Genomic DNA, 25,157 nt, shown 5'->3' on the forward strand with positions numbered 1-25,157 from the left:
CCGGATAAGAGGGAGTTGGAAATGCAAAAAGACGATATGGTGGTGATCAGCACCGACGATCACATCTGCGAGCCGCCGACGCTGTTCGACAATCAGCTTTCGGGCGAACTGCTCGCTTCTGCGCCGAAGCTCAAGGTCGATGGCGAGGGCAAGAACTTCTGGGAATACCAAGGCTACATCCGCCCGTCGGTCGGCCTCAACGCCGTGGTCGGTCGCCCGTTCGAGGAATACGGCATGGAGCCGACCTCGCTCGATCAGCTGCGTGACGGCTGCTACGACGTGCATGCCCGCATCGACGACATGGACGTGAACGGCATTGCCGCCTCGATGTGCTTCGGCAACTCGATCGGCTTCGACGGCCAGACCTTCCACAAGGCGCCCGACAAGAAGCTCGCGCTGCGCCACATGCAGGCATACAACGACTGGCACTACGACGAGTGGTGCATGGCCTATCCGGGCCGCTTCATTCCGATCGGCATCCTGCCGACCTGGGACCAGCAGGCCACCGTGGACGAGGTGAACCGCCTCGCGAAGAAGGGCTTCAACGTCGTCTCGATGAACGAGAACCCGACCGTTCAGGGCCTGCCGTCGATCCACAACGACTACTGGGACCCGGTATTCAAGGCGATCACCGACAACGACATGACGATCGCCTGTCACATCGGTTCGGGCAACCCGGCGCCGCACGCCTCGATGGAAACGCCGATCGAGGCGTGGATCTCTACAATGCCGATGTCGGTGGCGCAGGGCGTGGCCGACTGGCTGCAGCTCGAGGAACTGCACAAGTATCCGAACATGCGCATCATCGTCGCTGAAGGCTCGATCGGCTGGGTGCCCTACCTGATGGAACGCGCCGACTTTTCGAACTGGCGCCACAAGGCTTGGACCCGCTCGCGCTTCCAGGACGTGAAGCCCAGCGAACTGATGAAGCGCCACTTCTGCCACTGCTTCCTGTGGGATCCCTATGGCCTGAAGAACCTCGACGAAGTGGGCGTCGAGAACGTCACCTACGAAGTCGACTATCCGCACTCGGACGCGCTGTGGCCGGATGCCGCAGAACTGCTGTGGGAGCAGGTGAAGGATCTGTCGGACGAGTACATCGACATGATCACCCACCAGAACGCGATCAAGTGGCTCAAGCACGACTCGCTGTTCGAGAACTTCAAGCGTGAGGACATCAACGTCGGTGCGCTGCACGCCAAGGCCGCAGCCAAGGGTGTCGACACCGCGCCGAAGTCCTCGGGCGGTTCGGTTCCGACCAACGAGACGCGTCCGGTCACCTCGGGCGACGTCATGGAGATGTTCAAGGCCCACGCCGAAAAGCGGGCCAAGGAGCAGGAAATGGCCTGACGCGCCGTAAAACGGTTCCGGTAAGCCATTGCCGGGTTCAGGGAGCGCCGTGCGAAGGGATCCGTCCTTCGCGCGGCGTTTTTCCTTGGGGCCATCGGGCGGCAAACTTCGCAAAGTTTGTCCACTTGGCCTCGATGAAAAAATCGGGACAAACGAAATGTTTCACCGGCTTGAAGTCACTGAAACGTCACGCTGCTGTGCCGGGGGAAATCTACTGTTCAAAGAGCGCGGGCAAAACGATGCCGCGCGCAGCGTGGCAGATGCGGGCCGTGTAGGAAATCGCGAGGGCCGGGCGGGCCCGTGGCGGATCAGAAGGGCAGCGGCCCCCTGGCAAGGATCAGGGCCATCGCGCAGCCGGCAACCACCAGCGTGCGCAGCACCTCAAGGTGCCGCGCGGCATGGGCGCGGTGCGGGACGATGGAAATGACACGAGCCATGGATGCACCATGACGCAAGGGCCTTGCCAAAAAGTTAACGTGCCACTGACGGCTGTAATCCTGTAACAATCTGCAGTCAGGCACTGCCCGTCAGCAGGTGTAAGCGGCCTTGCAGAATCGGAAGAGCGATATCCTGATCCGACGACGGTGCAATTGCAGTTCCGGATTGGCCAATGCTTGATATTTTCGCGCGTCTGCCCGACCCCTTGCGCACAACGATGCCGAATTTCGGAAGGTCCATGCGTCCCGTACTTGTGAATATGCTCGTGATTTGCACAGGGGCGGGTGCTCCTGCAGCCTGGGGGCAATCGCCAGACGCTGCCGAAGCGCGTTCCGGCACTCGTGAAGTGGCCGGCACGGATGAAATCATCGTCACGGCGACTGTCCGGCCCGTAAAACCTCTCGACGCGTCGATTTCCGCCACGACGCTTGGCGAACGGACCATTCTGGAAGCGGCGCCGCGCACGACGGCGGAAATATTCCGCCAGCTACCCGGATTTCATGTGGAAGCCACCGGCGGCGAAGGGAACGCGAACATATCGGTACGCGGCCTTCCGCTGGTTTCGGGCGGGGCCAAGTTCGTGCAGTTGCAGGAAGACGGCATGCCGGTCATGCAGTTCGGGGACATTGCTTTCGGCAATGCCGATATCTTTCTGCGGGCCGATGCCACGCTTGCCGCGATCCAGGCGGTCCGCGGGGGTTCGGCATCCACGCTTGCTTCCAATGCGCCGGGCGGCGTCATCAACTTCCTGTCGAAGGACGGGAGCGAGCAGGGCGGCGTTGTCGTGGCCACGGCGGGGCTCGACTATGGCGAGCATCGGCTCGATTTCGATTACGGCGGTCCCTTGTCCGGCACCACCCGCTTCAACATCGGCGGGTTCTGGCGTGAAGGAACGGGCACGCGCGATGCCGGCTACACGGGAAACCGGGGCTATCAGGTCAAGGCCAACATCACGCATGAATTCGCCGGCGGCCATGTGCGGTTCTACGCCAAGCGGCTGGATGACAGGGCGATCGGCTACCTGCCGATGCCGGTGTCGGTCAGCGGCACCAACGACGATCCGCAGTACCGCTCGCTGCCCGGGTTCGACATCAAGGCCGACACTGCCCACTCATCGTATTTCCCCTCGAGCCTGGGCCTCGACGGCGACAATCGGCCCTATACCACCGACATCAAGGACGGCATGCACCCGGTCGTCACTTCGCTGGGGCTGGAAGCCGTATTCGACGTGAGCGAGGGATGGGAACTGCAGGAACGCTTTCGCTGGTCGAGCATTCACGGCCGCTTCGTATCGCCGTTTCCGGCCGAGATCGCGGGCGGGCAGGCGATGGCCGATGCCGTCGGCGCGCAGCTCACCGGGACGGCCGGAACCTATGGCCTCGTCAATGCAAGCGGGCCTCGTGCCGGGCAGGCGGCGGATGGCGTCCTGGCCATGCGCACGCATCTGCTCAATACCGAAATCAATGATTTCGGCAGCTTCACCAATGACCTGAAGCTTACCCGCAGCTTCGATCAGGGCGCGATCACCGCAGGCTACTACAAGGCGCGGCAGACCATCGACATGGACTGGGTCTGGACCTCGCACCTGCTGGAAGTGAAGGGCGACAACGCTGCCTTGCTCGACGTCGTCGATTCGCGTGACAGCGTCCTTACCCGCAACGGGCTCTATGCCTATGGCGTGCCCTTCTGGGGCAACTGCTGCCAGCGCAGCTACGACGTGCGCTACGATATCGACGCGCCTTACCTTGCGGCACACTATGCAAAGGGCGGCCTCACCGTGGATGCCAGCCTGCGCTACGATCACATCGCGGCCAAAGGCAGCTATGCCGGCACGATCCAGTCCGCGTTCGACGTCGATGGCAATGGCACGATCGAGCCGGTGGAAAGCAGCGTTTCGCTGATCGACAATGCCCACGCCCGCCCGGTGGATTATTCCGCCGGGTACGTCTCGTGGTCGGTCGGTGCGAACTACCACATCCACCACGACACCGCGGTCTTTGCCCGCGTCAGCCGCGGCGGGCGTGCCAATGCGGACCGCCTGCTGTTCGGCGCCGTCGAGGCCGATGGTTCCGTGCGCAAGGCCGATGCCGTCGATCATGTCGAGCAGTACGAGGCCGGTGTGCGATACCGCTCGGACCCGTTCGAGCTCTCCGTCACCGCGTTTCATGTCCGCACGGACGAACAGAACTACGAGGCCACCAGCCAGCGGTTTCTCGACCGCGTGTACAAGGCGACCGGCATGGAAGTGGAAGCGGCCTTTCGCAAGGGCGTGCTCGATGTTCGCGCCGCCGCCACATATACCGATTCCCGGATCGCAAGCGACGCGATCACGCCGGCGAACGAAGGCAACCGGCCGCGCCGCCAGGCCAGGCTGGCCTATCAGGTTATACCGACGCTGGATTTCGATAGCGTTCGCGCCGGTCTGAACATCGTCGGGCGGACCCGCGCCTATGCGCAGGACAACAACCAGCTGGTCTTCCCGGGCTTCACGCAGGTCAACGCCTTTGTCAGCGTGCGCCCCGTCGAAAAGGTCACATTGTCGCTTGCCGTCAACAACCTGTTCGACGTTCTCGGCTTCACCGAGGCAGAGGAGGGCGCGATCTCCGGGGCAGGGGTGAACTATATCCGGGCGCGGTCGATCACCGGGCGGACCGTGTCCGCGTCGGTCCGCTACGCGTTCTGAGGGGCTGCGCCGGCTACTCCCGCGACGGCATCTGCTGGCTGGAGCAATGGAACGAGCCGCCGCCCGCCAGCACGGCATCGGCCATCACGCCCGCCGTCTCGCGGTCCGGAAACAGCTCGGCGATGGCGGCGACGCCGTCCTGATCGTGGGCGGTGCCGTAGATCGGGACCACGACCAGCTTCGAGGTGATCGCGAAGTTCATGTAGCTGGCCGGTTCGATCCGGCCGTCGCTTTCCACGCGGCCGGGGGAGGGCACCTCGCGCACTTGCACGCCCATCGCCTCTGCGCGGGTCTTGGCATCGGCATAGATCGCCGCGTTGGGATCGTCCGGCCCCGTCGCGCGGGGCAAGGCCATGACATTGGGGGCCACGAACCGGGCAAGGTTGTCCACGTGGCCGTCGGTGTGGTCGTTGATCAGGCCGTCGCCGAGCCACAGCACGCGGGTATAGCCGAGGTCGCGCTGCAGGCGCATTTCCAGATCAGCGCGCGAGAGGTGCGGGTTGCGGTTGCGGTTGAGCAGGCACTGTTCGGTCGTGGCGACAAGGCCGGTTCCGTCGCCATCGAGCGCGCCGCCCTCGAGGATCCAGTCCGCGGTCTCGACGGCGAGATTGGCGCTCTCGGCGAGCCTGGCGCCAATCTCCTGATCGCCGTCCATCAGGTACTTGCCGCCCCAGCCGTTGAAGCCGAAGCGCATGGCCTTGCGCCGGCCCGCCTCGTCCATGACGACGAGCGGCCCGGTATCGCGCAGCCAGACGTCGCCGTAACGGCGCGTTTCGAGCTTCACCTTTTCCGATACGAGCGATGCCGCCCGCGCGCGGTTAGCCTCGTCGCGCACGATCAGGCGGACTTCCTGACCGGACTCGGCAACCGCGCTGGCGAACTGCGCCATCTGCACCTGAGCAGCTTCCAGGAAGCCCGGCCATTCGACCGGGTCATGCGGAAAGCCGATCCAGATCCAGTCCTGCGCATGCCATTCGGGCGGCAGGGTATAGCTCACTTGTGGCAGCCTCCTGTTGCCGCGGCGCAGGCCTTGTCGCGGATGGCGCGGAATTCGTCGCTCTCGTGCCAGTTCGGCCACATGTCCGAATCGGCAAGCGTGCGGCCGAGCCGGTAGTAGAGGCCTACGTCCTCGGCAATCCCGTCCCAATTCCAGTCGTCCGAATATTCGTCGCTGGGGGCGTGATAGTGGTTGGTGGTGTAGTCCTCGGAGATCTTGTCGCCGGCCGCCTTGCCGCCTTCGACCAGATCGGTGCTGCGGCCCACGTCGAACATCGGCACGCCGCGCTTGGCGAAGCTGAAGTGGTCGGAGCGGTAGTAGTAGCCGCGCTCGCTGTGATCCTCGGGCACTTCGCCAAGGCCTTCGTCGGCCAGCGCTTCGCGGAAGACGGCGGTAAGGTCCGACTTGTCGCCGCCGGTCATCGAATGGGAGCGCGAACGCGGGCTGGGCATCAGCGCATCCATGTTCACGCCGCCCACGGTGTGGTCGAGCGGGTAGATCGGGTTGGCGGCATAGAACTCGGACCCGAGCAGGCCCGATTCCTCAAGCGTGACGGCCAGGAATACCTGACTGCGGTCGGCGGGGCCGGCCTCGACATTGGCCTTGGCGATGGCGGCCAGTGCAGCGATGCCGGTGGCATTGTCGACTGCGCCGTTGCAGATGTCGTCGCCGGTGTCGTCGGGCGTGCAGTGGCCGAGGTGGTCCCAATGCCCCGAATAGAGCACGTATTCGTCGGGGCGGGTCTTGCCGGGCAGCACGCCGACGACGTTGTTCGAGGTCGACTTGCGGATCGCGTTGTCGAACCCCAAGCTGGCCTTGAGGCCCAGCGGCACCGGCTTGAAGCCCTTGTGCTTGGCGGCTTCGGTAAGCGCGGCGAGGTTCTTGCCCGCGGCCTGCAGGATCGCCTGGGCGACGGGCTTCTGGATCCAGCCGTTGGCCTTGGTCTGGTCGGCGCCGTCATCGGGCGTCTGCACATAGTACTGCGCGCCGGTCCAGCTCGAATTGACGACGTTCCAGCCATAGGCGGCGGGGAAGGTGTCGTGGACGATCAGCGCGGCGGTCGCGCCCTGCCTTGCGGCTTCCTCGAACTTGTAGGTCCAGCGGCCGTAGTAGGTCATACGGCGGCCCTTGAAGAGCCCGTCCTCGGTCTCGCTGGCGTAGTCGGGGTCGTTGACGAGGATGACCGCGGTCTTCCCGTGCATGTCCACGCCGGCATAGTCGTTCCAGCCCAGTTCGGGCGCATTGATGCCGTAGCCGACGAAGACCAGCTCGCTGTCTTCCACCTTGGTGTGCGAGGTGACACGGTAGCTGGCGGCGACATAGTCGTTGCCGAAATCGAACTTCATCATCGCCGCCGGGCCGCCGACTTGCAGCGGCGTGGCGTTGCTGGCGGTGATCTCCACGGTCGGCACCGGCTGCAGCCACTTGCCGTCGTTGCCGGGCTGCAGGCCCGCGGCCTTGAACTGCGCAATAATGTAGTCGAGCACCTTGGGTTCGACTGCGGTGCTGGGAGCGCGGCCCTCGAAATCGTCGGCCGAGAGGCGCTTGGTCATCTGCTTCATGAGGTCGACCGAGATGTCTGGCTGCCGGGGCGCCGCCACGGTTTCCTCGGGCGGCGGCAGCGCCGTGCCCTTGGGCATATCGGGGCCGGCATAGGGCGAACTGCAGGCGCTCAGGCCCAGAATGGCAAGGATAAGGGCGTGCTGCTTCACGTGTGCGACCTCTTTTGCAGAAAAGGGGGGAAGCGCACAGGTGCCAGAGAGCGCCGGGATGCACAAGCAGGCCCACTTGCCCCGGCCGCGTCGAGCGGGCAGGGAAGGGCGCATGACCGCCGACTGGACTGGAGCCCTAGCCCGCGCCCGCGCCCACGCACCCTATCTGGCCGGGCTTCTCGACCGCTTGCCCGAGCTGACCGAGATCCTTGCCGCGGGTGACGGCGAGACAGCGCTGGCCCGGGCTTTCGCGGCGGGCGAGGGCGCGCCGGACGTTCCCGTAGCCCTGCGCCGCGAGAAGCAGGCGCTGGCACTCGCGCTGGCTATCGGCGATCTGGCCGGTGCCTTTCCGCTGCTGAAAGTGACGGGCGAGCTGTCTGCCTTTGCCGACCGCGCGCTCGATGCCGCGATTGCCGCGGGCATCCGCCGCCGCGTGCCGGATTCCGAGCCGGCCGGGTTTCTCGCGCTGGCGCTCGGCAAGCATGGCGCGGGCGAACTCAACTACAGCTCGGACATCGATCCGATCCTGCTCTTCGAACCCGACCTGCTGCCGCGCCGCGAGCGCGACGAGCCGGGCGAGGCGGCGCAGCGGGTGGCGCGCACGGTGGTGGAGATGCTCTCGCAGGTGACGGCGGAGGGCTATGTCTTCCGCGTGGACTTGCGGCTGCGCCCGGCATCGGAAGTCAGCCCGCTGGCGATCTCGGTCGATGCCGCGCTCACGCACTACGAATCCTCGGCGCTGGCGTGGGAGCGGGCGGCGTTCATCCGCGCGCGGGCCTGTGCGGGGGATGTTCCGGCGGGCGAGGCGTTCCTCGCCGCGATCCGGCCTTTCGTGTGGCGCAAGAGCCTCGACTTCGGCGCGATTGCCGAGATCGGCCGGCTGACCAGCCAGATCCGTGCCAACACGCGCGGCGGGCCGTCGGTGGGGCCGGGTTTCGATCTCAAGAAGGGGCGCGGCGGCATCCGCGAAGTGGAGTTCTACGCGCAGACGCACCAGCTTATCCACGGCGGCCGCAATCCCGCGCTGCGCCTGCGCGGTACGCGCGCCACGCTCGATGCGCTGGCCGATGCCGGGCTGGTCGCCGCCGACGAGGCGCGGCTGCTGGGCGAGAGCTACGACCGGCTGCGCACCATCGAGCACCGTCTGCAGATGATGCACGATCAGCAGACTCACAGCCTGCCGACCACGCCAGAGGCGCTCGATGCCGTGGCGCAGCTCGACGGCCTGCCCGACGGGAAAGCCCTGCTGGCCGAGATCACCGAGATCACCGATGCGGTGGGCGATCGTTACGATGCCCTGATCATGGCGAACACCCCGAGCGATACCACAGTGCCGGTCGCCATGCCCGATCAGGCGACGCTGCTCGAGCATCTGGAAGGGCTGGGCTTTGCCGATCCCGCGGCCCTCGCGCAGCGGATCGAGGGTTGGCAGTCGGGCCGGGTGCGCGCGCTGCGTTCGGATGCGGCACGATCGGCGTTCGAGGCGATCCGCAGCGACCTGCTCGCCGCGCTGGCGGGTGCGCCCGAACCCGAACGGGCCCTCGCGCGCTGGGAACAACTGCTCAACAACCTGCCCAGCGCGATCAACCTCTTCCGCCTGCTCGAAGCGCGGCCGGGCCTGCTCGAACTGCTCGCGCGCATTCTCAGCCTGGCTCCGCCGCTCGCCGATGCGCTCGCGCGCCGCGCCGATCTTCTCGATCCGTTGATCGATGCCAGCGCTTTCGAGCTGCCCGGCGACACCGAAGAGCTTGTCGCGGCCTTCTCGCGCTTCGAGCGGGGCGACGATTTCGAGCGAAAGCTCGATGCCGTGCGCCGCAAGGTCGGCGAACTGCGCTTCAAGCTCGGCGTGCAGCTGATCGAGGGCGCCAACGACCCGCTCGACATCGGTCATGCCCTTGCCCGCGTCGCCGAGGCCGCGCTGATCGTGCTGACCGATGAGACGGCGGCCGAGTTCGAGATCAACCATGGCCGCGTGCCGGGCAGCGAACTGGTGGTGCTCGGGCTGGGCCGGATGGGTGGTGGCGTGCTCACCCATGCCTCCGACCTCGATCTGGTCTATCTCTTCACCGGCGACTTCAATGCCGAATCCGACGGGCGGCGGCCGCTGGGGGCGACACATTACTACAACCGCCTTTCGCAGCGGGCGATCTCGGCGCTTTCGGTGCCGACCGCAGAGGGCGCGCTCTACGAAGTCGACACCCGCCTGCGTCCTTCGGGCGCGCAGGGACCACCGGCGGCCAGTATCGACAGCTTCGAACGCTACCAGCGCGAGCAGGCCTGGACCTGGGAGCACATGGCGCTGTGCCGCGCCCGGCCGCTCTACGGTTCGCAGGAGGCCAGCGAGGCGCTTTCCGATGTGATCGGCAATGTCCTGACCGCGCCGCGCGTGCGCGAGGAGCTGCTGGCCGACGTGCTGGAAATGCGCGCCACCATGGCCAAGCACAAGGCGCCCAAGGGTTCGCTTGACGTCAAGCTGGCACGCGGCGGTCTCGTTGATCTCGAATTCATCGTCCACTTCACCCAGCTGCGTGAGGGGCGCGGCTTCCGCCCCGGACTGGCCGATGCCATCCGCGAGCTCGACCTGCCGCTGGGCGAGGCGCACGACGTCCTCAGCCGCTTCCTCGTGGCCGCGCGGCTGTTGGCACCCGATTCCAAGGTGCCGTGCGATGCGGCCTGCATGGCGCTCGTGCGTGCCTGTGGTTATGAGGATTGGAACACCCTTGAGGCCGGACTTCTGGCCGCGCGCGGACAAGTCGCCGCGGCGTGGCAGGAGGCCTTCGGCGAAACACTGGAGATAGAATGATGAGCAAGCCCGGCGTTGGCGACACGTTTCCCGATATCGCGATGGAAACCCCGGATGGCGGCAGCGTGAAGGCGTCGGACTTCGCGGGCAAGAAGCTGGTGGTGTTCTTCTATCCCAAGGACAACACGCCCGGCTGCACCACCGAGAACATCGACTTCTCGGCGCTCAAGGGCGAGTTCGATGCGGCTGGCGTCGCGCTGCTCGGCGTGAGCAAGGATTCGGCGAAGAAGCACCAGAACTTCATCGCCAAGCACGACCTCAAGGCGCCGCTCGCCACCGATGCCGAGGAAAACGGCCTGTCCGACGCGCTCGGCATCTGGACCGAGAAGAAGAACTACGGCCGCACCTACATGGGCATGGTGCGCACCACTTACCTGATCGGCCCCGACGGCAAGATCGCGCAAGTCTGGGACAAGGTGAAGGTCAAGGGCCACGCGCAGGCTGTTCTGGAGGCTGCGAAGGCGCTCTGAAGATGCGTTTTATGGGTTCACGCGGAGGCGCGGAGACGCGGAGATTTTTGGTTCGCGCACAGGCGCAGAGCCGCGAAGATCTCGTGCTCGCGGCGGAGCCGCTATCCATTCGTCCCGGCGCGTTTGACGCAAGGGTTGGGCGACGGGATGGCGCCTTCAGCGCGGTATTACCTCTTCGCGCCACTGCGCCTGTGCGCGAACTCTGCTCCTCCGCGTCTCCGCGCCTCCGCGTGCCCAATCACGCGGGCGCATGCTGATGAGCCTCGACCACCGCCCGTCCGTTTCCGCTGCCATCCGGGCAACCATGCTGGAATGCAACCCGCACCGGAAGGCCATGGCTGCACGCAAGGTCGCGCGCGACTGGCGGCTCGGGCGGCTGGCGTTCGAATTCGACGTCACGATGCCGGATCAGCCGGGCCGGCCCGATGTGCCCGAACTGCTGCCGCCGGGCCGCATGCCCAAGCGCGGCAAGGCCGGTTCGGAGCGCGGCCGGATCGCCCTGTGGCATGCGCTGGCGCACATCGAGTTCGTCGCCATCGACCTCGCGCTCGACATGGCGGGACGATTCGGCGCGGAAATGGGTGAGCAGTTCGTGAGCGACTTTCTGGCGGTCGCGGCGGACGAGGCGATGCACTTCGCATTGCTTGGCCGGCACCTGCGCGCATTGGGCAGCCACTATGGCGCGTATCCGGCGCATGCGGGCCTGTGGACCGCGGCCCATGATACCCGGCACGACGTTGCGGCGCGGCTGGCGGTGGTGCCCATGGTGCTCGAGGCGCGCGCCCTCGACGTCACTCCGGCCACAGTCGAACGCGTGCGGGCGCAGGGCGACGAATCGGGTGCGCGCATCCTCGAACGAATCCTTGACGATGAAATTCGGCACGTCCGTTGCGGCGCAAATCATTTCGCCGACGTGGCAAAACGTTTGGACTTGGTTACCGCGGACTTATGGAAATCCCTTGTTTCCCGGTACTTTCGGGGAACCCTGAAACCGCCGTTCAACGACTCGGCGCGTCTTGCAGCCGGTTTATCGCGGGATCTTTACGCTGGGGTTGCCTGAACCAAAGATGACAGCCTAAGTCACAACTCACGAGACGGCGGGGGGTTCCGACCATCTCCAATAATTCTAAGCGAGCGGCCTTTTTCAAAGGGCGTGCATCGAACGAACAGCACCGGGCCTGTGGTGGAACCGGTGAAGAACAAGGTATTGCGAGTGGTCGTAACGAAGTCTTTCGCCAAGTTCCGCGCAGTGGCCAGTATTTTCGTTGCCGCGGGTTTAACCATTGCTGCTCACCCGGCCATGGCAAACAGCAGCGCCGCCGCTGCAGAAATTTCCGCTCCGCTCCGCGCTGCACAGGCAGCCAACCAGTCGGTCAGTGGCAGCGAAGACGAACAGTTCCGTCAGCTTTTCAGCTCCTGGCAGAATTTCGAGGAAACCGGCCTCGCCGTTTCGAAGGCCAAGCCTTCCGTCTCCGGCGGCATTGCCTCGGTTTCCATCCCTTCGCGCAACCCGCTCGAACATGACGTGATGACGAGCAGCTACGGTGAGCGCGAGCATCCGGTCCTCGGCCGTCGCCGCATGCACAAAGGCGTCGATCTGGCCGCTCCGGTCGGTACGCCGGTCTATGCGCCCGCCGACGGCGTCGTCAGCCGCGCTTCCTGGTTCAGCAGCTATGGCCTCTATATCTCGGTCGAACATGGCGGTGAGATGCAGACCCGCTATGGCCACCTTTCGCGCCTCAACGTTGCCGAGGGCCAGACGGTCCACAAGGGCGACGTGATCGGCTTCGTCGGTTCGACCGGCCGCTCGACCGGCCCGCACCTGCACTACGAAGTCCGCGTCGACGGCGAGGCGGTCAATCCGATCCCTTACATGCAGTCGACCGCTGGCCTTGCCGCCGCTGAAGCGAACGCAGCCAAGGGCGGTTGATCACAAGTTACAGGCCAAGGGTCAGGCGCCGCAGCAGACGGGGCCAGCCAGACAGGTTTGGAGAGGGGGAAGGGCGGCCACTGGCCGCCTTTTCTTATGGGTGCCGGCCTTGAGCGGCTCCCTGAGCAGAGAACGTCATCCCGGCGCAGACTGGGGTGGTTCTCGATGTTGCGCCATGCTCGCAACGATCCCGGCCTGCGCCGGGATGACGTAGGTCGGAGAAGTAACCACTGCTCCCGGCCGGCCTCACGGGCAAAGCCGGGACGCGCAGTAAGTATCAGTGCACGAAGCGGGCGATGACGTCGCGGTAGGATCGCGAGACTTTCACCTGCGCGCCCGAATCGAGCACCAGGAAGCATTCGCCGTTGGTGTGCGGCTTGACCTGGCGAACCTGGTTGAGGTTGACGATGGTCGAGCGGTGGACGCGCTGGAAGACGCGGGGATCGAGACGGCGCTCGAGATCCTTCATCGTTTCGCGCAGGATCAGCGAATTGTCGGCGGTGCGGATGCACATGTAGTCGCCGGCAGCCTCGATGTGCTCGATCGAATCGACATCAATGCGGAAGATCTGCCCGCGGTCCTTGATGTTGATGAGCTTTTCGTAACGGTCTGCGCCGGCATCGCCTTCCTCGGGCATCTGCTCCATCGCGTCGGGCGCCACTTCGGCGAGCACGTTCTTGAGCTTCTCGGCTTCCTCGGCAGAGCGCTTTTCGGTCAGGCGCTGACGCACCCGCGCCAGCGTGTCGTCCAGCTTGGTCTCGTCCACCGGCTTCATCAGGTAGTTCACCGCGTTCGCCTCGAACGCGCGCACGGCATGTTCCTGGTAGGCGGTGACGAACACGAACAGCGGCGGTTCGATTTCCATCACGCCCTTGACCACCGAGAAGCCGTCGAAGCCGGGCATCTGGATGTCGAGAAAGACCAGATCGGGCTTTTCCGTCTTGATCTTGCGGATCGCCTCGCGTCCGTTCGCACAGGTATCGATGATTTCGACGTCGGGGTATTTCTCCAAGCGAAGCTGCAGGCCCTGAATCGCCAGTTTCTCGTCGTCGACAATGATCGTGCGGATAGTCATCTGTTTTGGTCTCCGGGCCCGCTAACGCGTGCGGTCCACTTATGTTTCATCGCGCCACCAGTACCGGCGGGCGCGGGTGCTCGGGACTTTCCTCGATGGATTCGCGGTGTTCTGCCGGAACTTCGATCAGCACGGCGAACCCGCCTTCGACGGGCTCCACCGTCTCGAAGCGGTGGTTGTCACCATAGGCCTGTACCAGCCTGTCCCGGATGTTCGAAAGGCCGACGCCGGTGGATACCGGCTCCCCTCCATCGTAAGTCATGCCCGATAACCTGTTGTTGGTGGTCGGACTTTGCAAGCCCGGGCCGGTGTCCGAGACGGTGATGCGAAGCGTGGGACCGACAAGCTGCGAGGTGATGGTGATCTCGGCCCCGGATTCCTGCGGCGATACGGCATACTTGACGGCGTTCTCGACTAGCGGCTGCAGCAGCAGCGAGGGCAGCAGGCAGGCTTCGGTTGCAGGGTCTATGTCGAACTCGGTGCGCAGTCGCTCCTCGAACCGCATGCGCTCGATGTCGAGATAGAGCTTCAGGGTCTCGACTTCCTGCGCGACCGTGACTTGTGCGGATGGCTTGTTGACCAGCGTATAGCGCAGGAAGGCGGACAGGCGCGAGAGCATGGCATTGGCCGGCTCGGTCTGCTTGAGCAGCACCAGCGTGGAAATCGAGTTCAGCGTGTTGAACAGGAAGTGCGGGTTGAGCTGGTAGCGCAGCATGGCGAGCTGCGCGCTCGTCGCCTGGTTCTCGAGGCGGATCAGCTGGTCGTTCTGCTCTTCCACCTGCAGGTAGAAGTTCACCATGTAGTAGAGCGCGGTCCAGGCGCCGAGCAGCGTGGCATCGAGGTAGAACACGCCGAGGAACAGCTGCGTGAAGCTGGCATCGCTGTCCGTGCGCCAGAGCGACCAGACCCAGCCGTCGATGAAGGCGTGCAGCGCCACGGCGAAAGGCAGGACGAGGGCGGTGAGGCCCCAGGTCACGAGAGCCGGACGCTGGATCAGCGCGCGGTAGATCACCGAGAGCACCAGCGAGATCGAAAAGCCGGTGATCGTCGCGATCAGCACCAGCACCAGCGAGGTCAGCGGCTGGTTGTTGGCAATCAGCGACATCGTGCGCAGCAGCATCGCGCCCGCCCAGCCGGCCGATTGCAGGCGCCAGAACGCCTTGTCCTTGTCGGCAAAGAACGGAATCGGCTGGATGGGCAGGACGCTCATGGGCATGAGTTTAGTCCAATTCCTGCCAGAGCTGAAATGCGGCGGCTGTCATGGCGCGGGAATATCAACTTTCGCGTGCCGCCTGCACGGCCTGGGTCAGCTGGTCGACGCCGACCGCGCCGGCAATCAGCCGGTCTCCGGCGATCCAGCTGGGGGTGCCGGAGAAGCCGAGGCGGCTGGCCATTTCGAGATTGCGGTTGATTTCCGCCTCGACCGTCGGGCTCTGCGCGAACTCGCGCGCCCGCTCCATGTCGAGGCCGACCTTGCGGGCGACCGCTTCGATCGTCTCGTCGTCGATCTGGCCGGCGGCGAACATGGCATCGTGGAAGGCCGGATACTTGCCCTGCTCGGCAGCGGCGAGCGCCATCTTGGCGGCTTCGGGGCTCTGCGGGCTGATGATCGGCAGCTCGCGCACGACGATGCGCAGGTCAGGGTTGTTCTCGATCAGGGCCTTCACGTCGGGCAGGCTCTGGCGGCAGTAGCCGCAGGCGAAGTCCGTGAACTCGACGAGCGTGACCTTGCCGTTCGGATTGCCGAGCACGGCGCCGGGGAAGGGCGTTTCGACCGTGGAGCGCACTCCGGCCAGCTGCTGCGCGCTTTGGCGGCGCTGCAACTCGTTCATGGCCTCGGGCAGGATTTCGGGGTTTTCGAGGATATAGTCGTGAACCACGTGCTCGACGGCGATGCGTCCGCCGAACCAGCCGCCCACGCCGACCAGCGCGAGACCGCCGATAATCGCTGCGAACTTCAAGCCCTTGGCCATGGAATCTCCTGAGAACTCACTGATGTTCCGGCCTTAGCGCCGCTTCTTCTCGCGTTCCAGTTCGGCGCGGGCCTGCATTTCGATGTCCTGCGCGCGCAGCCAGTCGGGCGAGCCGGTGGCAAGGCCGGCCTCGGCCGCCCGGGCACTTACCAGGGCTTCCTGCATCCGGCCCGAGAGCACCTGCTGTTCGGCACTGGCAAGGCGGGCACGGGGCATGTCGCCATTGGCCGCATAGATCGTGCCGAGCTGGTACCAGGCGAAGGGATTCTCGCGGTCGCGCACGACGGCGGCGCGCAGTACGCGTTCGGCCTCCTTGAAATTGGCCGGGTCCTCGGTCGCCATCAGGGCATGGCCGAAGAGCGTCGCGATCAGCGGCTGGTTGGCGGTGAGCTGGGTGGCTTCACGCAGCGGTGCGAGGGCTTCGGTGGGCTTGCCCGATTCGAGCAGGATCTGGCCCTGCAGTTCGAGGAAATAAGGATCTTCGGGATCCTGGGCGACCAGCGCATCGGTTTCGGCGCGCGCCTCGTCCAGCTTCGATTCGCGGTTGTAGGCATAGGCGCGGGCGTAGTGTGCGGGCACCGAGTTGTCCGTCAGCGGGTAGCGGCGGAACACGTCGCGCGGTTCGGCGAGATAGCCGTAGAGCTTGGCCTTCATGCGCACGAAGCGCTTCTGGATCGTCGGATCGGGCTTGGCATTCCACGCCGGATCCTTCTGGTAGGTGTCCTGCAGCGTGGCGATACGGTCGCTGGTGAGCGGGTGGGTGCTGAAGAACTCGTCCTGGCTGCGCTGGCTGTAGCCATAGCGGTATTCCATGTTCTGCAGCTTCTTGAAGAACTCGATCGAGCCGCGTCCGCTGAGTCCGGCTTCCGAGAGATATTTGGCGCCGGCGGCATCGGCCGAGGCTTCCTGCGAGCGGGTATAGGCCAGGAACTTGCCCATGGCTGCCTGCTGCCCGGCCATCAGCACGCCCATTGCCGCCTCGCCGCCACCGGCCGCGGCTGCCGCGGCGCCGAGCAGCAGCGAGAGGATCGAGATGTTGCTTGCGCTCTTGGCGCCCTGATTGAGCACGGCATGGCCGCCGGTGACGTGGCCCAGCTCGTGGGCGATCACGCCCTGAACTTCCTCGGCGGTGTCCGCCTCGTTGATCAGCCCGGCGTTGATGTAGACGGCCTGTCCGCCGGCCACGAATGCGTTCACAGACTGGTCGTTGACCAGCACGATGTCGACGTTGACGGGATCGAGCCCGGCCGCCTCGATCAGCGGCGTGGCCATGTCATGCAGCAGGGCCTCGGTCTCGGCGTCGCGCAGGATCGACTGCGCGGCGGTCGGTGTGGCCGACCAGCCGAGCAGGGCGAAGAACATCAGGACGAAGGCGGGGAATCGCAACTGCCGCATTGTGCCTCTTGGGACTGCAAGGCCTTAACCGGCGCTGAAGCGCCGCCGCTGTCTTGGGCGCGACCTTTCGTCCGGCAGCCTAGTGGCCGCCGGCCCCGTTGCAAGAGGCCGTGCCAATGGTGCTGTCGATTGTATCGGGATCAGTCGAGAAGACGGCGGGCGGCGCGGTCCAGCAGAGCCGTATCGTCGCTGACTTCGCCGAGCAGCACGACCTGTCCGTCTTCCAGCCGGCGGGCTACGACCAAGGCGAACTCGCTGTCGCGGGCCACCGTATCGAGCGGACGCGGCGCGAGCTGGCGCAGACCGGCCACCAGCGCCTCGTGAGCGTTGCGCGGGGCATTGTCCTTGCCGCTTTCCTCGCGGCGCAGACGGCGTTCCTCGCGCACGAGGCCCTTCAGACCACCGGGCGCGTCGGCCAGCAGCGGGCCAAGGCCGCCGTGACCGACGCCGAGGCGCTGGCCATGGGAGATCACGGTGGCGAATTCGGTTAGGCGCGTCTTGTCGTAGTCGGCGCCGAAGACGAGCTTGACGAGCGGGATCAGCGGAGCCCGTTCCTGAACCTTGAGCCCGGCATCCTCGACCAGTTCGGCGAAGTCTTCCGGCGCATCGGCGGCGGCCAGCGCGAAGTCGTAGGCGCGGCCGATGGCTTCATAGAGGGCACGGCGCGAGCGGTCTTCGCTGCTGCGCGCGTTCATGGCTTCTTCGCGGGCGACAGCGAGCCAGTCGCCCAGCGCCATTTCCGGGCTGCTGCCGGGAAGCGGCGAATCGTCGAAGGCGCTGCCCGGCAGGCCGAATTCGGCGAGCGGCAGATCCAGCGGTTCGTGGCGGACGTCGCCCAGGCCCAGATCGACCGGACCGTCGGCCCATTCGCTCATCGGCAGCGTTTCGCGCAGCATCGCGGGCCGGGCGTCCACGGCTTCGTCGACCTGCCGCATCAGCGCGTCGGTGCTCGACTGGTCGGCCAGTTCCTTCCAGTTGATCACGCCGTAGATGTGATCGATCGTCCGGTCGTCGCGCGAGAAGGGCAGGAGTATCCCGCGATAGAGAATCGTCACGCCGCGCTGGTTGACGAATTCCGCTTCGAACCCGATCGGCGCCTGATTGGCGAGGATCTGCATGTAATGGTCGGTGATGCGCGACAGCAGAGAGCGCGCGGGAACGTCGTTCAGCCGCTTGATGCTGTCGTCCGTGCCGCATTCCTCGGCCAGCTTGGCGCCGAGATAGCCGATCGCCGGATTGTCGATGCCGTCGGTGAAATCGAGCAGCACCGAGTGCGGACCGAAATCGTGCAGCTGTTCCGGGTGGAGCGATGCAATGTCGGGAAAGGTGCGGTTGTCGAGCAGGCTCGCCCAGAAATTGTAGGCGCGCACATGCATGCGCCGCTCGTCCGAACCCACTACGGGCGGCTGCGAATCGGCGCTCGAATCTCCCGCTCCCGAAGAGACCTCATCGGGCTCATTCCGATCGGAAAACTGGCCGCGCAACGTATCCATGTGGGTTCCCCATAACCTTTATCCCGGTCCTTCTGGCGCAACATGGTGAATTATTCTTTAAGTTGCGCCTGCGAGCGGTTTCGGGGTCAGGTGTGTTTCAGGACCCCTTCGCCGGGGCGGGGCAGCGGGGCGAGAATGCGCAGCGTCGCGAACGAGACGATCAGGAACACCGACCCGGCGTGGAGCGCGAAGGGCAGGCTCTTCCAGTCCGCGATCATGCCCCAGATCCACGATCCCAGCGCCATGCCGCCGAACGTCACGGCCTGATAGATCGAGAGGCAGCGGCCGAGGATCTCGTCGGGAGAGCGCATCTGCACCGCAGTGTTGATGGTGGTGAGGATCCAGACCCAGCCCATGCCGGCGATGAAGGCGGCGGGCAGGGCGTAGAGAACCGCGTGCACTTCGGCCACCAGCGAGAGCGAGAACACGAACATCGCCGCGCCTACGGCCAGAATGCCTTCGAGCCCGAGCTTGGTGCGAATCGTGCCGATAAACGGAGCGGCCGTGATCGAGCCGATGCCGAAAAGGCCCAGCATCATGCCGAAATCCAGCTCCGTGCCTTTCATGTGATCGCTCACCACGGCAGGCAGCAGCGACTGGTAGGCGGCCAGGCTGAAGCCGAGCGCGAGCCCGCGCAGCAGGATACGGCGCAGCGGACCGTTGCTCACACAGTAGCGGATGCCGACGCCGACGGCGGGCAGGATCGGCCGCCGCTCGATCTGGCGGGCTTCGGGGCGCCACCACAGGAGCACGCCGATGAGGCCGATATAGCTGACGGCATTCATGGCGAAGGCGAAGGAAACATCGAACAGCGAGATCAGCACACCGCCCAGCGCCGGACCGATCGAGCGGGCAATGTTGAACGAGATCGAATTGAGCGCGATTGCCTGCGGGATTTCCTTGGGCGCGACCTGCTGGCGCACCGATGCCTGCCAGGCGGGCGAATTGAGCGCCGTGCCCGCGCCCACCGTCAAAGTGAAGGCCAGCAGCAGGAACGGGGATATCCACCCGGCATAGGTCAGCGCCGCGAGTGCAGCCGAGACGGTCAGCATGCCCACTTGCGCGGCCAGCATGACGCGGCGGCGGTCGTAGTTGTCGGCGATGGCGCCTGCGAACATGCCGAAGAGCATGATCGGCACCGTGGCGGAGGCCTGCACCAGCGCAACGAGCTGGTGCGAGGGCGTAAGCTCGGTCATCAGCCAGGCCGCGCCGACCGACTGCAGCGTCGAACCGAGGTTGGAAAACAGGTTGGCGATCCAGATCGCGCGGAAGATCGGATAGCGAAAGGGTGAGAATGTGCCGCCGGAGGGCTGCGGAACCAGCCCGGACGTCGTTGTCTCGACGACCTCCTCTACGATCTCTTCTTCACGTGACACGTTCCCGGCCTAAGCCTGCTGCCGGGGGACGGCAAGTAGGCTCAGAGCATATATCGCATGCGGATGGTCAGGTGGATCGGGGCGCCGTCCACCGCGAAAGCGGCGCGGTCGAAGGGCGGCGGGCCCATACGGACGGGGGCATCGCGCGAGAATCCGAAGCCCTCGCGCGGGATGATCAGGCGCTTGTCCATCTTGCCGTTGCCGTTTTCGTCGTGGACCAGCGAGATCGCATATTCGCCATCGGGCACCCGGCCGAAGTCCAGCTGCAGGTCGCGGCGCGCCGGCACGATCAGCGTGCGTGCGTGCGGGTCCTTGCCGCAGTCGGGGAAAGCGTCGGCGCGGGTCGTCAGGCAGGCGAGAATCTGCCCCTTGGTGGAGCGCAGGTCGGTCACTTTCGCGGAGACATCGGTTCCGGCCGGGGCGGTTCCAGCCAGCGCGAAGCCGCCTGCGGTCAGGGCGAGGAGAGCCCCTTGTCGGTACCGCAAAGATGATCCCAGACACGGAAATAGAGCCCGTAGTTGCATTTGTAGCTTTCGTGATGCCGGTTGTGGTGGCTGGCCGTGATCAGCCAGTGGCCGACACGCGATTCGACCAGACGGCGGGGAAACAGCTCCCAGCCCATGTGATTGGTCACGCCCATGACCGTCATGATGGCGAGCACCGCGGCGAGCATGCCGATGTGGATCGGCACGAAAAAGACCAGCGCGGGAATGACCACGGCGCCGGTCACGGCTTCCACCGGATGGAAGCTCATGGCCGCCCAGGCCGTCGGCGGGCGGCTGGCGTGGTGCACCGCATGGGCCACGCGGAACGGGCCGGGCAGGTGCATCCAGCGGTGGGTCCAGTAGAACCAGGTGTCGTGGAGGAAGAGGTAGATCAGCAGCGACAGCGGCATCCACCACAGCGGGTAGGCGCCGGCATCGGTGTAGATCCGCGTCCAGCCATATTGCTGCCAGCCCCAGGCGACCACGCCGGCGGGTACGCCGTAAATCGCGGCGGACAACAGCGACCACCCGATTTCCTTGCGGATCTGGTGGTCGAGACCTGCATAGGCGCCGGGACGCACGCGCGCGGTGATCCACGCGAAAAGCCCCGAGGTGATCAGATAGCGTACGCCGACGATGCCCGTCATGACGGCGGCGGACAGCAGCGCTGCCGAGAGACCGGGGCCGAGGCTTGCAGACATGGGTTCAGCTTATGCCGGGAAGGGACGGGCTCGGCCAGAGGCTCTTTGCATCGGCCGTGCAATCCGTCCCCGATCCTGCACCGGGCAACCCTGCAGATCAGCCTGCGCGGCGGACCTTGTTCTTGTGCGCGCCCATGCCCTTGGGCCCGCGGGGGCGGAAGCTGCGCTTGCGCTGGCCCTGCTCATCGCCGGCTTCGCGTTCACGGCGCTCGCCGCGCTCGCCTTCGCCGCGCGGACGCTCGCCCTGCGGCCGTTCATGACGACGGTCGTCACGGCGCTTGCCACCGGCTTTCTGGCCACCGCCCTGCTTTGCGCCACCCTGATTGGCACCGCCCGCTCTGCGGTTGCCCTTGCCGGCACCCTGCGGCTGCGGGGGAGCCTTGCGCGAAGGGGCGGGAAGGCGTGCGGCTTCCTTCTGGAAGTCTTCCGGCAGCGGCAGCGGCGCCAGCTTGATGCGGGTCAGGCGCTCGATGTCGCGGATATAGGGCTTTTCGTCCGGTGCCACGAAGCTGACCGCCACGCCGTCGGCTCCGGCGCGCGCCGTGCGGCCGATGCGGTGGACGTACTGTTCGGGCACGTTCGGGATCTCGAAGTTGTAGACGTGGCTCACGCCCGAAACGTCGATGCCGCGCGCGGCGATGTCGGTGGCGATGAGGACGCGGATCGTGCCCTGACGGAAGCCGCCGAGCGCTGCGGTGCGCTGCGCCTGGCTCTTGTTGCCGTGGATCGCGGCGGCCGGGATGCCGGCTGCGGTCAGATGGCGCACCACGCGGTCGGCGCCATGCTTGGTGCGGGTGAAGACGAGCGCGCGGTCGATCGCGCCATGCTCCGCCTTTTCTTCGGCGTCAGAGGCCAGCCCCTCGCGCAGGCGGATGGTCAGCAGCGATTGCTTCTCGGCCTGATTCACGAACGTGGCATACTGCTCGACGCGCTCGGCCGTGGTCGACTGCGGCGCGACCTCGACCTTGACCGGGTTGTTGATGAACTGGCGGCCCAGCTCGGCAATTGCCTGCGGCATGGTGGCCGAGAAGAACAGGCTCTGGCGCTGCTTGGGCAGCAGGGCGGCGACGCGCTTGAGCGGCACGATGAAGCCCAGGTCCATCATCTGGTCGGCTTCGTCGAGCACGAAGATCTCGACATGGCGCAGCGTCAGCGCGCGCTGGTCGATCAGGTCGAGCAGGCGGCCGGGCGTGGCGACGAGGATGTCGCAGCCGCGTTCCAGCGCACGGGCCTGCTTGCCCACCGGCACGCCGCCGAACACGCACTGGACCGAGAGATTGAGGAATTTCGCATAGCCGCGCATGTTGTCGGCGATCTGTGCTGCCAGTTCGCGGGTGGGCGAAAGCACCAGCATGCGGCAACCGGCATTATTGCGCGGCTTGGGGTCGGCGGCGAGGCGGTGCAGCGAGGGCAGCGAGAACGCGGCGGTCTTGCCGGTGCCGGTCTGCGCGATGCCGAGAAGATCGCGGCCTTCCAGCAGGGCGGGGATCGCCTGGCGCTGGATCGGCGAGGGATCGGTGTAACCCTTGACCTGGAGCGCGCGAAGAATGGGCTCGGCAAGGCCAAGTTCGGAAAAATAGGACATACGTCACTTTCAATAAAGTGCGGAGCGCGCGGATAATCGTAAGGCCCGCGCACACGGCAAGGTGTCGTTTCGGGCGACCCTGCGTGAATAAGGAAGCTTGGTTGGTGGCAAACCGTTCGTCCGGGCCGGTCCGGATGCCTGGCATCCACACCTCACGCTGCTCTCGGATTGCGGCAGGGATAGTCCCCGCGCGCCGGTTGCTGGCGAGCCATTTAGTGTGCATTGCACCAAAGCGCAAGAAAATTGCGCTTGCCCGCACGGTCCATGGCTGCTGAGAGGCGCGTCATGCCCAAGGTTACCACTCCCTGCACCGGCGTCTGCCGCATCGACCAGAGCTCCGGCCTGTGCATCGGCTGCCGCCGCACGATGGACGAGATCGTCCTGTGGGGCAGCATGAGCGAGAAGGACCGCCGCGCGATCATGGCGCAGGTGAGGGAGCGCCGCGTCCCCTAGGCTCAGTATTTCCCATCCAGTTTGCTGTGATCCCAGCTTGCCACGCGAAACGGGGTAAACCGCAGGACGACACGCTTGGCGATGGACGTGCGCACCTGCTGCGACATGGCGGCATCCAGGCTGCCGGCGAGCGGCTCGGCGGCTTGGATGCGGCCCATCAATTGCACGACCTCTTCCGGATCGCGCACGATCTCGGCCTCGGCATAGAGAATCACGGCCTCGAGCTCGGCATAGCGGTCGCCGCTTTCGATCAGCAGGCTGGCGCGCGGGTCGCGTTCGAGATTGCGCACTTTCTGGCTGCGCGCGAAGCTGGTGAGCAGAACACGATCCTCCTCGTCGAGGCCGTAGTTCATCGGCACCGGATGCGGCATGCCGTGCGGGCCGTTGGTGATCAGCACGATGCGCCGCTGGCCTTCCAGATAGGCGCGCACTTCCGCCGCCGACATCTCCACCAGATCGCGTCGCGAAGGCATCAGGCCTCGGCGCCCCATTGCAGCGTCTGCGGATCCGCCTGCGTCACCAGTCTACGCAGCGAGGCGCGGGCGAGCCGTTCGGTCTCCACCTTGCGGCGCGCAGCGGCCAGCTGGCGCAGCGGGGCCGGGCGCAGGATCTCCGCATCGTAGCCATCGGCGACGATGACCCCGCACTGGTCGGGCAGGAAAGCCTCGGTCTCCAGCGGGGCACGGTCCAGCGCCGGCGAGAGGCCCCAGTAGAAGCGGTCGCAATAGTCGAGATAGTCGGTCCACTTGCCGTCGCCCAGAAGGTCGGCGCGGCTCACCTTGATCTCGACGATGATCACACGGCCCTTGGCGTCGATCCCCATCAGGTCCGCCCGACGCCCGCAGCGCAGCGGCATTTCCGGCAGGCACCAGATGTCGTTGCGGGCAAAGAGGCGTGAAATCCCTCGGACGACGTCCTGTGCGATCGGGCTTGCCGCATTCGCGGAGGAAGGGGCGATCAGGGGAGAATCAGCTTCGGCCATGCCCCATCATAGGAACATACCAAGAACTCGCAAGCGGAAGGTGTAGCTCAGGCCGCGCGGCGCGGTCCGCCGGAACCCTGCGGCGCCAGCGCGAGCATGGCGTCGCGCGCGGTCAGGAACTCGCGCCACAGCGCCTTTGCCCCGCCGCGCGGATCGACGCCGCGTGCCAGGGCGGAGAGCAGCGCGGAAAGGCCCGCTTCCATGATCGCGGAAAGGTCTTCGATATGCTGTTCCGCCATAGCCCTGCGCGAGCCGCCCTCGTCGCGCATCACGGCGGGAAAGTTGCGCACTTCGGCGGGCAGCGGCGCGCAGGCAACGCCCGCGATCGTGGCCACGGCGCCCGCCGCATCGTGCAGCGCCGACCACTTCATGCTGAGCGCGCTCGCCGAGCCCAGGCCGAACTGCGGTCGGCCGGAACGGGACAGGCTGCCGCCCTTGCTATGCGGATTCGAATCCATGACGGTGAAACGTAGCCCGGCAGGTTTTGCAAAATCCCTAATTTTCCGGGCTTCGGCGCAATGCCACCCGTGCATTCGCATGCAGGAGTGGCAGCAGGTGCGATTTGTCGCTGGAAACCCCCGTCACCCTCTGCTAACCGCCGCTCCACTGCACCCGTAGCTCAGCTGGATAGAGCGCTGCCCTCCGAAGGCAGAGGCCACAGGTTCGAATCCTGTCGGGTGCGCCAATCACCATTTCGATGTTTCGCCGGTCGGACACCCTCGCGGTTCGATGGCGTTTCATGGCCATGTCCGTAGGCGGCGACTGTGTCATCTCCACGAGATCGATACTGCATGCCGCCGAAGCGGCTCCTGCGGGCGGTGCCCTCCGGTGATAGCAACCTAGTATATGTGCCCTCTCGACAATGAGGCGCATCGTACGCGATCACTCTCTCGCTCGTGGACGGAGTTGGGAGTTCAACGGCGCGTTCGTTACCCGGCGATGCGGCCATGGCTTGTGCCGTTATCTGCTCAAGATCGAAGCGATGGCCTGTCATCTTCCCCTCAGCTGTTAGACGCCTGAGTACCGAGTCTGTGGGCTGATCTGGTGGTCGGCAGCAATGTGCGGCGCATCACGTTTCAACGCCCGCATTTTTCCGGGCCTGAACAGGCTGCCAAAAACGCGGATTCAGCAGGCGCCTTCGCAATTTCACCGAAAAACCCTCGGAATTCCGCCATTCGGGCACTTTCATGAAACTTTTTTGAAGAAAGTGTTTGACCGAATCGAGGGGTGCTTTTAGAGGGCCTCTCACCGCAGCG

23 protein-coding genes and 1 tRNA gene are annotated in these 25,157 nt (G+C 65.5%); 8 read left to right on the forward strand and 16 right to left on the reverse strand.

The window, feature by feature from the left end:
• The first annotated feature begins 21 nt into the window (after positions 1–21).
• Complete coding sequence (locus tag IEX64_RS01570; RefSeq protein ID WP_188817548.1) at positions 22–1,350, forward strand: amidohydrolase family protein; 1,329 nt, start codon at positions 22–24, stop codon at positions 1,348–1,350.
• Between the two features lie 308 nt (positions 1,351–1,658).
• Here the strand turns inward: IEX64_RS01570 and IEX64_RS24605 are convergent, their stop codons facing one another.
• Entirely contained in the window at positions 1,659–1,787 is a 129-nt protein-coding gene (locus IEX64_RS24605; RefSeq protein WP_268238434.1) for a hypothetical protein, read from the reverse strand.
• A gap of 239 nt (positions 1,788–2,026) precedes the next feature.
• On the opposite strand from IEX64_RS24605, the gene IEX64_RS01575 reads away from it, so the two are divergent.
• Positions 2,027–4,471 (forward strand): TonB-dependent receptor, encoded by a 2,445-nt coding sequence (locus IEX64_RS01575; protein ID WP_229709999.1) that lies wholly within the window; start codon positions 2,027–2,029, stop codon positions 4,469–4,471.
• Between the two features lie 13 nt (positions 4,472–4,484).
• Here IEX64_RS01575 and IEX64_RS01580 read toward each other — a convergent pair whose 3' ends face one another.
• Entirely contained in the window at positions 4,485–5,468 is a 984-nt protein-coding gene (locus IEX64_RS01580; RefSeq protein ID WP_188817550.1) for an agmatine deiminase family protein, read from the reverse strand.
• On the reverse strand, positions 5,465–7,108 hold the full coding sequence (locus tag IEX64_RS01585; protein WP_188817634.1) for a M28 family metallopeptidase: 1,644 nt from the start codon (positions 7,106–7,108) through the stop codon (positions 5,465–5,467). The genes IEX64_RS01580 and IEX64_RS01585 overlap by 4 nt, the downstream gene beginning before the upstream one ends.
• Before the next feature lie 184 nt (positions 7,109–7,292).
• Between IEX64_RS01585 and IEX64_RS01590 the strand changes: the two genes are divergently transcribed.
• The 4 genes from IEX64_RS01590 (at position 7,293) to IEX64_RS01605 (ending at position 12,383) form a co-directional block, all read left to right on the forward strand.
• On the forward strand, positions 7,293–9,983 hold the full coding sequence (locus IEX64_RS01590; RefSeq protein WP_188817552.1) for a bifunctional [glutamine synthetase] adenylyltransferase/[glutamine synthetase]-adenylyl-L-tyrosine phosphorylase: 2,691 nt from the start codon (positions 7,293–7,295) through the stop codon (positions 9,981–9,983).
• Positions 9,980–10,453, forward strand: coding sequence for a peroxiredoxin (locus IEX64_RS01595; protein WP_188817554.1), 474 nt, complete (start codon positions 9,980–9,982; stop codon positions 10,451–10,453). The genes IEX64_RS01590 and IEX64_RS01595 overlap by 4 nt, the downstream gene beginning before the upstream one ends.
• Positions 10,454–10,709: 256 nt before the next feature.
• Positions 10,710–11,513, forward strand: a complete 804-nt coding sequence (locus IEX64_RS01600) for a ferritin-like domain-containing protein (protein WP_229710000.1) — start codon at positions 10,710–10,712, stop codon at positions 11,511–11,513.
• 132 nt (positions 11,514–11,645) lie between these two features.
• Complete coding sequence (locus IEX64_RS01605) at positions 11,646–12,383, forward strand: M23 family metallopeptidase (RefSeq protein ID WP_229710001.1); 738 nt, start codon at positions 11,646–11,648, stop codon at positions 12,381–12,383.
• A 277-nt stretch (positions 12,384–12,660) separates the two neighbouring features.
• Here the strand turns inward: IEX64_RS01605 and IEX64_RS01610 are convergent, their stop codons facing one another.
• The 9 genes from IEX64_RS01610 to IEX64_RS01650 form a co-directional block, all read right to left on the reverse strand.
• Positions 12,661–13,458 carry a LytR/AlgR family response regulator transcription factor gene (locus IEX64_RS01610; RefSeq protein ID WP_188817558.1) on the reverse strand — a complete coding sequence of 266 codons (798 nt, stop codon included), beginning with the start codon at positions 13,456–13,458 and terminating at the stop codon, positions 12,661–12,663.
• Between the two features lie 46 nt (positions 13,459–13,504).
• Positions 13,505–14,668 carry a sensor histidine kinase gene (locus IEX64_RS01615; protein ID WP_188817638.1) on the reverse strand — a complete coding sequence of 388 codons (1,164 nt, stop codon included), beginning with the start codon at positions 14,666–14,668 and terminating at the stop codon, positions 13,505–13,507.
• 64 nt (positions 14,669–14,732) lie between these two features.
• Positions 14,733–15,431, reverse strand: a complete 699-nt coding sequence (locus tag IEX64_RS01620; RefSeq protein ID WP_188817561.1) for a DsbA family protein — start codon at positions 15,429–15,431, stop codon at positions 14,733–14,735.
• A 33-nt stretch (positions 15,432–15,464) separates the two neighbouring features.
• Positions 15,465–16,826 (reverse strand): M48 family metalloprotease, encoded by a 1,362-nt coding sequence (locus IEX64_RS01625; protein ID WP_188817563.1) that lies wholly within the window; start codon positions 16,824–16,826, stop codon positions 15,465–15,467.
• 140 nt (positions 16,827–16,966) lie between these two features.
• The gene (locus IEX64_RS01630) at positions 16,967–18,319 is read right to left on the reverse strand and encodes a PAS domain-containing protein (RefSeq protein ID WP_188817565.1); all 1,353 of its coding nucleotides are present in this window, start codon (positions 18,317–18,319) and stop codon (positions 16,967–16,969) included.
• 86 nt (positions 18,320–18,405) lie between these two features.
• Positions 18,406–19,695 (reverse strand): MFS transporter, encoded by a 1,290-nt coding sequence (locus tag IEX64_RS01635; RefSeq protein WP_188817567.1) that lies wholly within the window; start codon positions 19,693–19,695, stop codon positions 18,406–18,408.
• A gap of 41 nt (positions 19,696–19,736) precedes the next feature.
• Positions 19,737–20,180: a DUF2141 domain-containing protein gene (locus tag IEX64_RS01640; RefSeq protein ID WP_373290117.1), complete on the reverse strand. Its 444-nt coding sequence runs from the start codon at positions 20,178–20,180 to the stop codon at positions 19,737–19,739.
• Positions 20,147–20,881, reverse strand: a complete 735-nt coding sequence (locus tag IEX64_RS01645; RefSeq protein WP_188817570.1) for a sterol desaturase family protein — start codon at positions 20,879–20,881, stop codon at positions 20,147–20,149. Before IEX64_RS01645 ends, IEX64_RS01640 begins: the two co-directional genes overlap by 34 nt.
• 97 nt (positions 20,882–20,978) lie before the next feature.
• The gene (locus IEX64_RS01650) at positions 20,979–22,466 is read right to left on the reverse strand and encodes a DEAD/DEAH box helicase (protein ID WP_188817572.1); all 1,488 of its coding nucleotides are present in this window, start codon (positions 22,464–22,466) and stop codon (positions 20,979–20,981) included.
• A gap of 285 nt (positions 22,467–22,751) precedes the next feature.
• On the opposite strand from IEX64_RS01650, the gene IEX64_RS01655 reads away from it, so the two are divergent.
• A complete protein-coding gene (locus tag IEX64_RS01655) occupies positions 22,752–22,919 on the forward strand; it encodes a DUF1289 domain-containing protein (protein ID WP_188817574.1) in 168 nt (55 codons plus the stop codon).
• 2 nt (positions 22,920–22,921) lie between these two features.
• Here IEX64_RS01655 and IEX64_RS01660 read toward each other — a convergent pair whose 3' ends face one another.
• The 3 genes from IEX64_RS01660 to IEX64_RS01670 are packed head-to-tail and all read right to left on the reverse strand — an operon-like array spanning position 22,922 to position 24,359.
• Positions 22,922–23,392 carry a pyridoxamine 5'-phosphate oxidase family protein gene (locus tag IEX64_RS01660; protein ID WP_188817576.1) on the reverse strand — a complete coding sequence of 157 codons (471 nt, stop codon included), beginning with the start codon at positions 23,390–23,392 and terminating at the stop codon, positions 22,922–22,924.
• Positions 23,392–23,901 carry an MmcB family DNA repair protein gene (locus IEX64_RS01665; protein ID WP_188817578.1) on the reverse strand — a complete coding sequence of 170 codons (510 nt, stop codon included), beginning with the start codon at positions 23,899–23,901 and terminating at the stop codon, positions 23,392–23,394. Before IEX64_RS01665 ends, IEX64_RS01660 begins: the two co-directional genes overlap by 1 nt.
• Positions 23,902–23,948: 47 nt before the next feature.
• The gene (locus IEX64_RS01670) at positions 23,949–24,359 is read right to left on the reverse strand and encodes a hypothetical protein (RefSeq protein ID WP_229710002.1); all 411 of its coding nucleotides are present in this window, start codon (positions 24,357–24,359) and stop codon (positions 23,949–23,951) included.
• A gap of 150 nt (positions 24,360–24,509) precedes the next feature.
• On the opposite strand from IEX64_RS01670, the gene IEX64_RS01675 reads away from it, so the two are divergent.
• Positions 24,510–24,586 (forward strand) — tRNA-Arg (locus tag IEX64_RS01675).
• A 384-nt stretch (positions 24,587–24,970) separates the two neighbouring features.
• On the opposite strand, the gene IEX64_RS24335 is transcribed toward IEX64_RS01675, so the two are convergent.
• Positions 24,971–25,157 (reverse strand): hypothetical protein (locus IEX64_RS24335; protein ID WP_229710003.1); only part of this gene is annotated, 187 nt, incomplete at its 5' end.

The organism is Novosphingobium indicum, from assembly GCF_014645195.1.
In the GTDB taxonomy this organism is placed as follows: domain Bacteria; phylum Pseudomonadota; class Alphaproteobacteria; order Sphingomonadales; family Sphingomonadaceae; genus Novosphingobium; species Novosphingobium indicum.

Coding starts and splice junctions, on each gene's coding strand:
- IEX64_RS01590 (WP_188817552.1), top strand. CDS start 7,293: ATGACCGCCGACTGGACTGGAGCCCTAGCCCGCGCCCGCGCCCACGCA.
- IEX64_RS01585 (WP_188817634.1), bottom strand. CDS start 7,108: ATGCCCAAGGGCACGGCGCTGCCGCCGCCCGAGGAAACCGTGGCGGCG.
- IEX64_RS01645 (WP_188817570.1), bottom strand. CDS start 20,881: ATGTCTGCAAGCCTCGGCCCCGGTCTCTCGGCAGCGCTGCTGTCCGCC.
- IEX64_RS01570 (WP_188817548.1), top strand. CDS start 22: ATGCAAAAAGACGATATGGTGGTGATCAGCACCGACGATCACATCTGC.
- IEX64_RS01620 (WP_188817561.1), bottom strand. CDS start 15,431: ATGGCCAAGGGCTTGAAGTTCGCAGCGATTATCGGCGGTCTCGCGCTG.
- IEX64_RS01670 (WP_229710002.1), bottom strand. CDS start 24,359: ATGGATTCGAATCCGCATAGCAAGGGCGGCAGCCTGTCCCGTTCCGGC.
- IEX64_RS01665 (WP_188817578.1), bottom strand. CDS start 23,901: ATGGCCGAAGCTGATTCTCCCCTGATCGCCCCTTCCTCCGCGAATGCG.
- IEX64_RS01655 (WP_188817574.1), top strand. CDS start 22,752: ATGCCCAAGGTTACCACTCCCTGCACCGGCGTCTGCCGCATCGACCAG.
- IEX64_RS01595 (WP_188817554.1), top strand. CDS start 9,980: ATGATGAGCAAGCCCGGCGTTGGCGACACGTTTCCCGATATCGCGATG.
- IEX64_RS01610 (WP_188817558.1), bottom strand. CDS start 13,458: ATGACTATCCGCACGATCATTGTCGACGACGAGAAACTGGCGATTCAG.
- IEX64_RS01630 (WP_188817565.1), bottom strand. CDS start 18,319: ATGGATACGTTGCGCGGCCAGTTTTCCGATCGGAATGAGCCCGATGAG.
- IEX64_RS01575 (WP_229709999.1), top strand. CDS start 2,027: ATGCGTCCCGTACTTGTGAATATGCTCGTGATTTGCACAGGGGCGGGT.
- IEX64_RS01625 (WP_188817563.1), bottom strand. CDS start 16,826: ATGCGGCAGTTGCGATTCCCCGCCTTCGTCCTGATGTTCTTCGCCCTG.
- IEX64_RS24605 (WP_268238434.1), bottom strand. CDS start 1,787: ATGGCTCGTGTCATTTCCATCGTCCCGCACCGCGCCCATGCCGCGCGG.
- IEX64_RS01615 (WP_188817638.1), bottom strand. CDS start 14,668: ATGAGCGTCCTGCCCATCCAGCCGATTCCGTTCTTTGCCGACAAGGAC.
- IEX64_RS01660 (WP_188817576.1), bottom strand. CDS start 23,392: ATGCCTTCGCGACGCGATCTGGTGGAGATGTCGGCGGCGGAAGTGCGC.
- IEX64_RS01650 (WP_188817572.1), bottom strand. CDS start 22,466: ATGTCCTATTTTTCCGAACTTGGCCTTGCCGAGCCCATTCTTCGCGCG.
- IEX64_RS01600 (WP_229710000.1), top strand. CDS start 10,710: ATGAGCCTCGACCACCGCCCGTCCGTTTCCGCTGCCATCCGGGCAACC.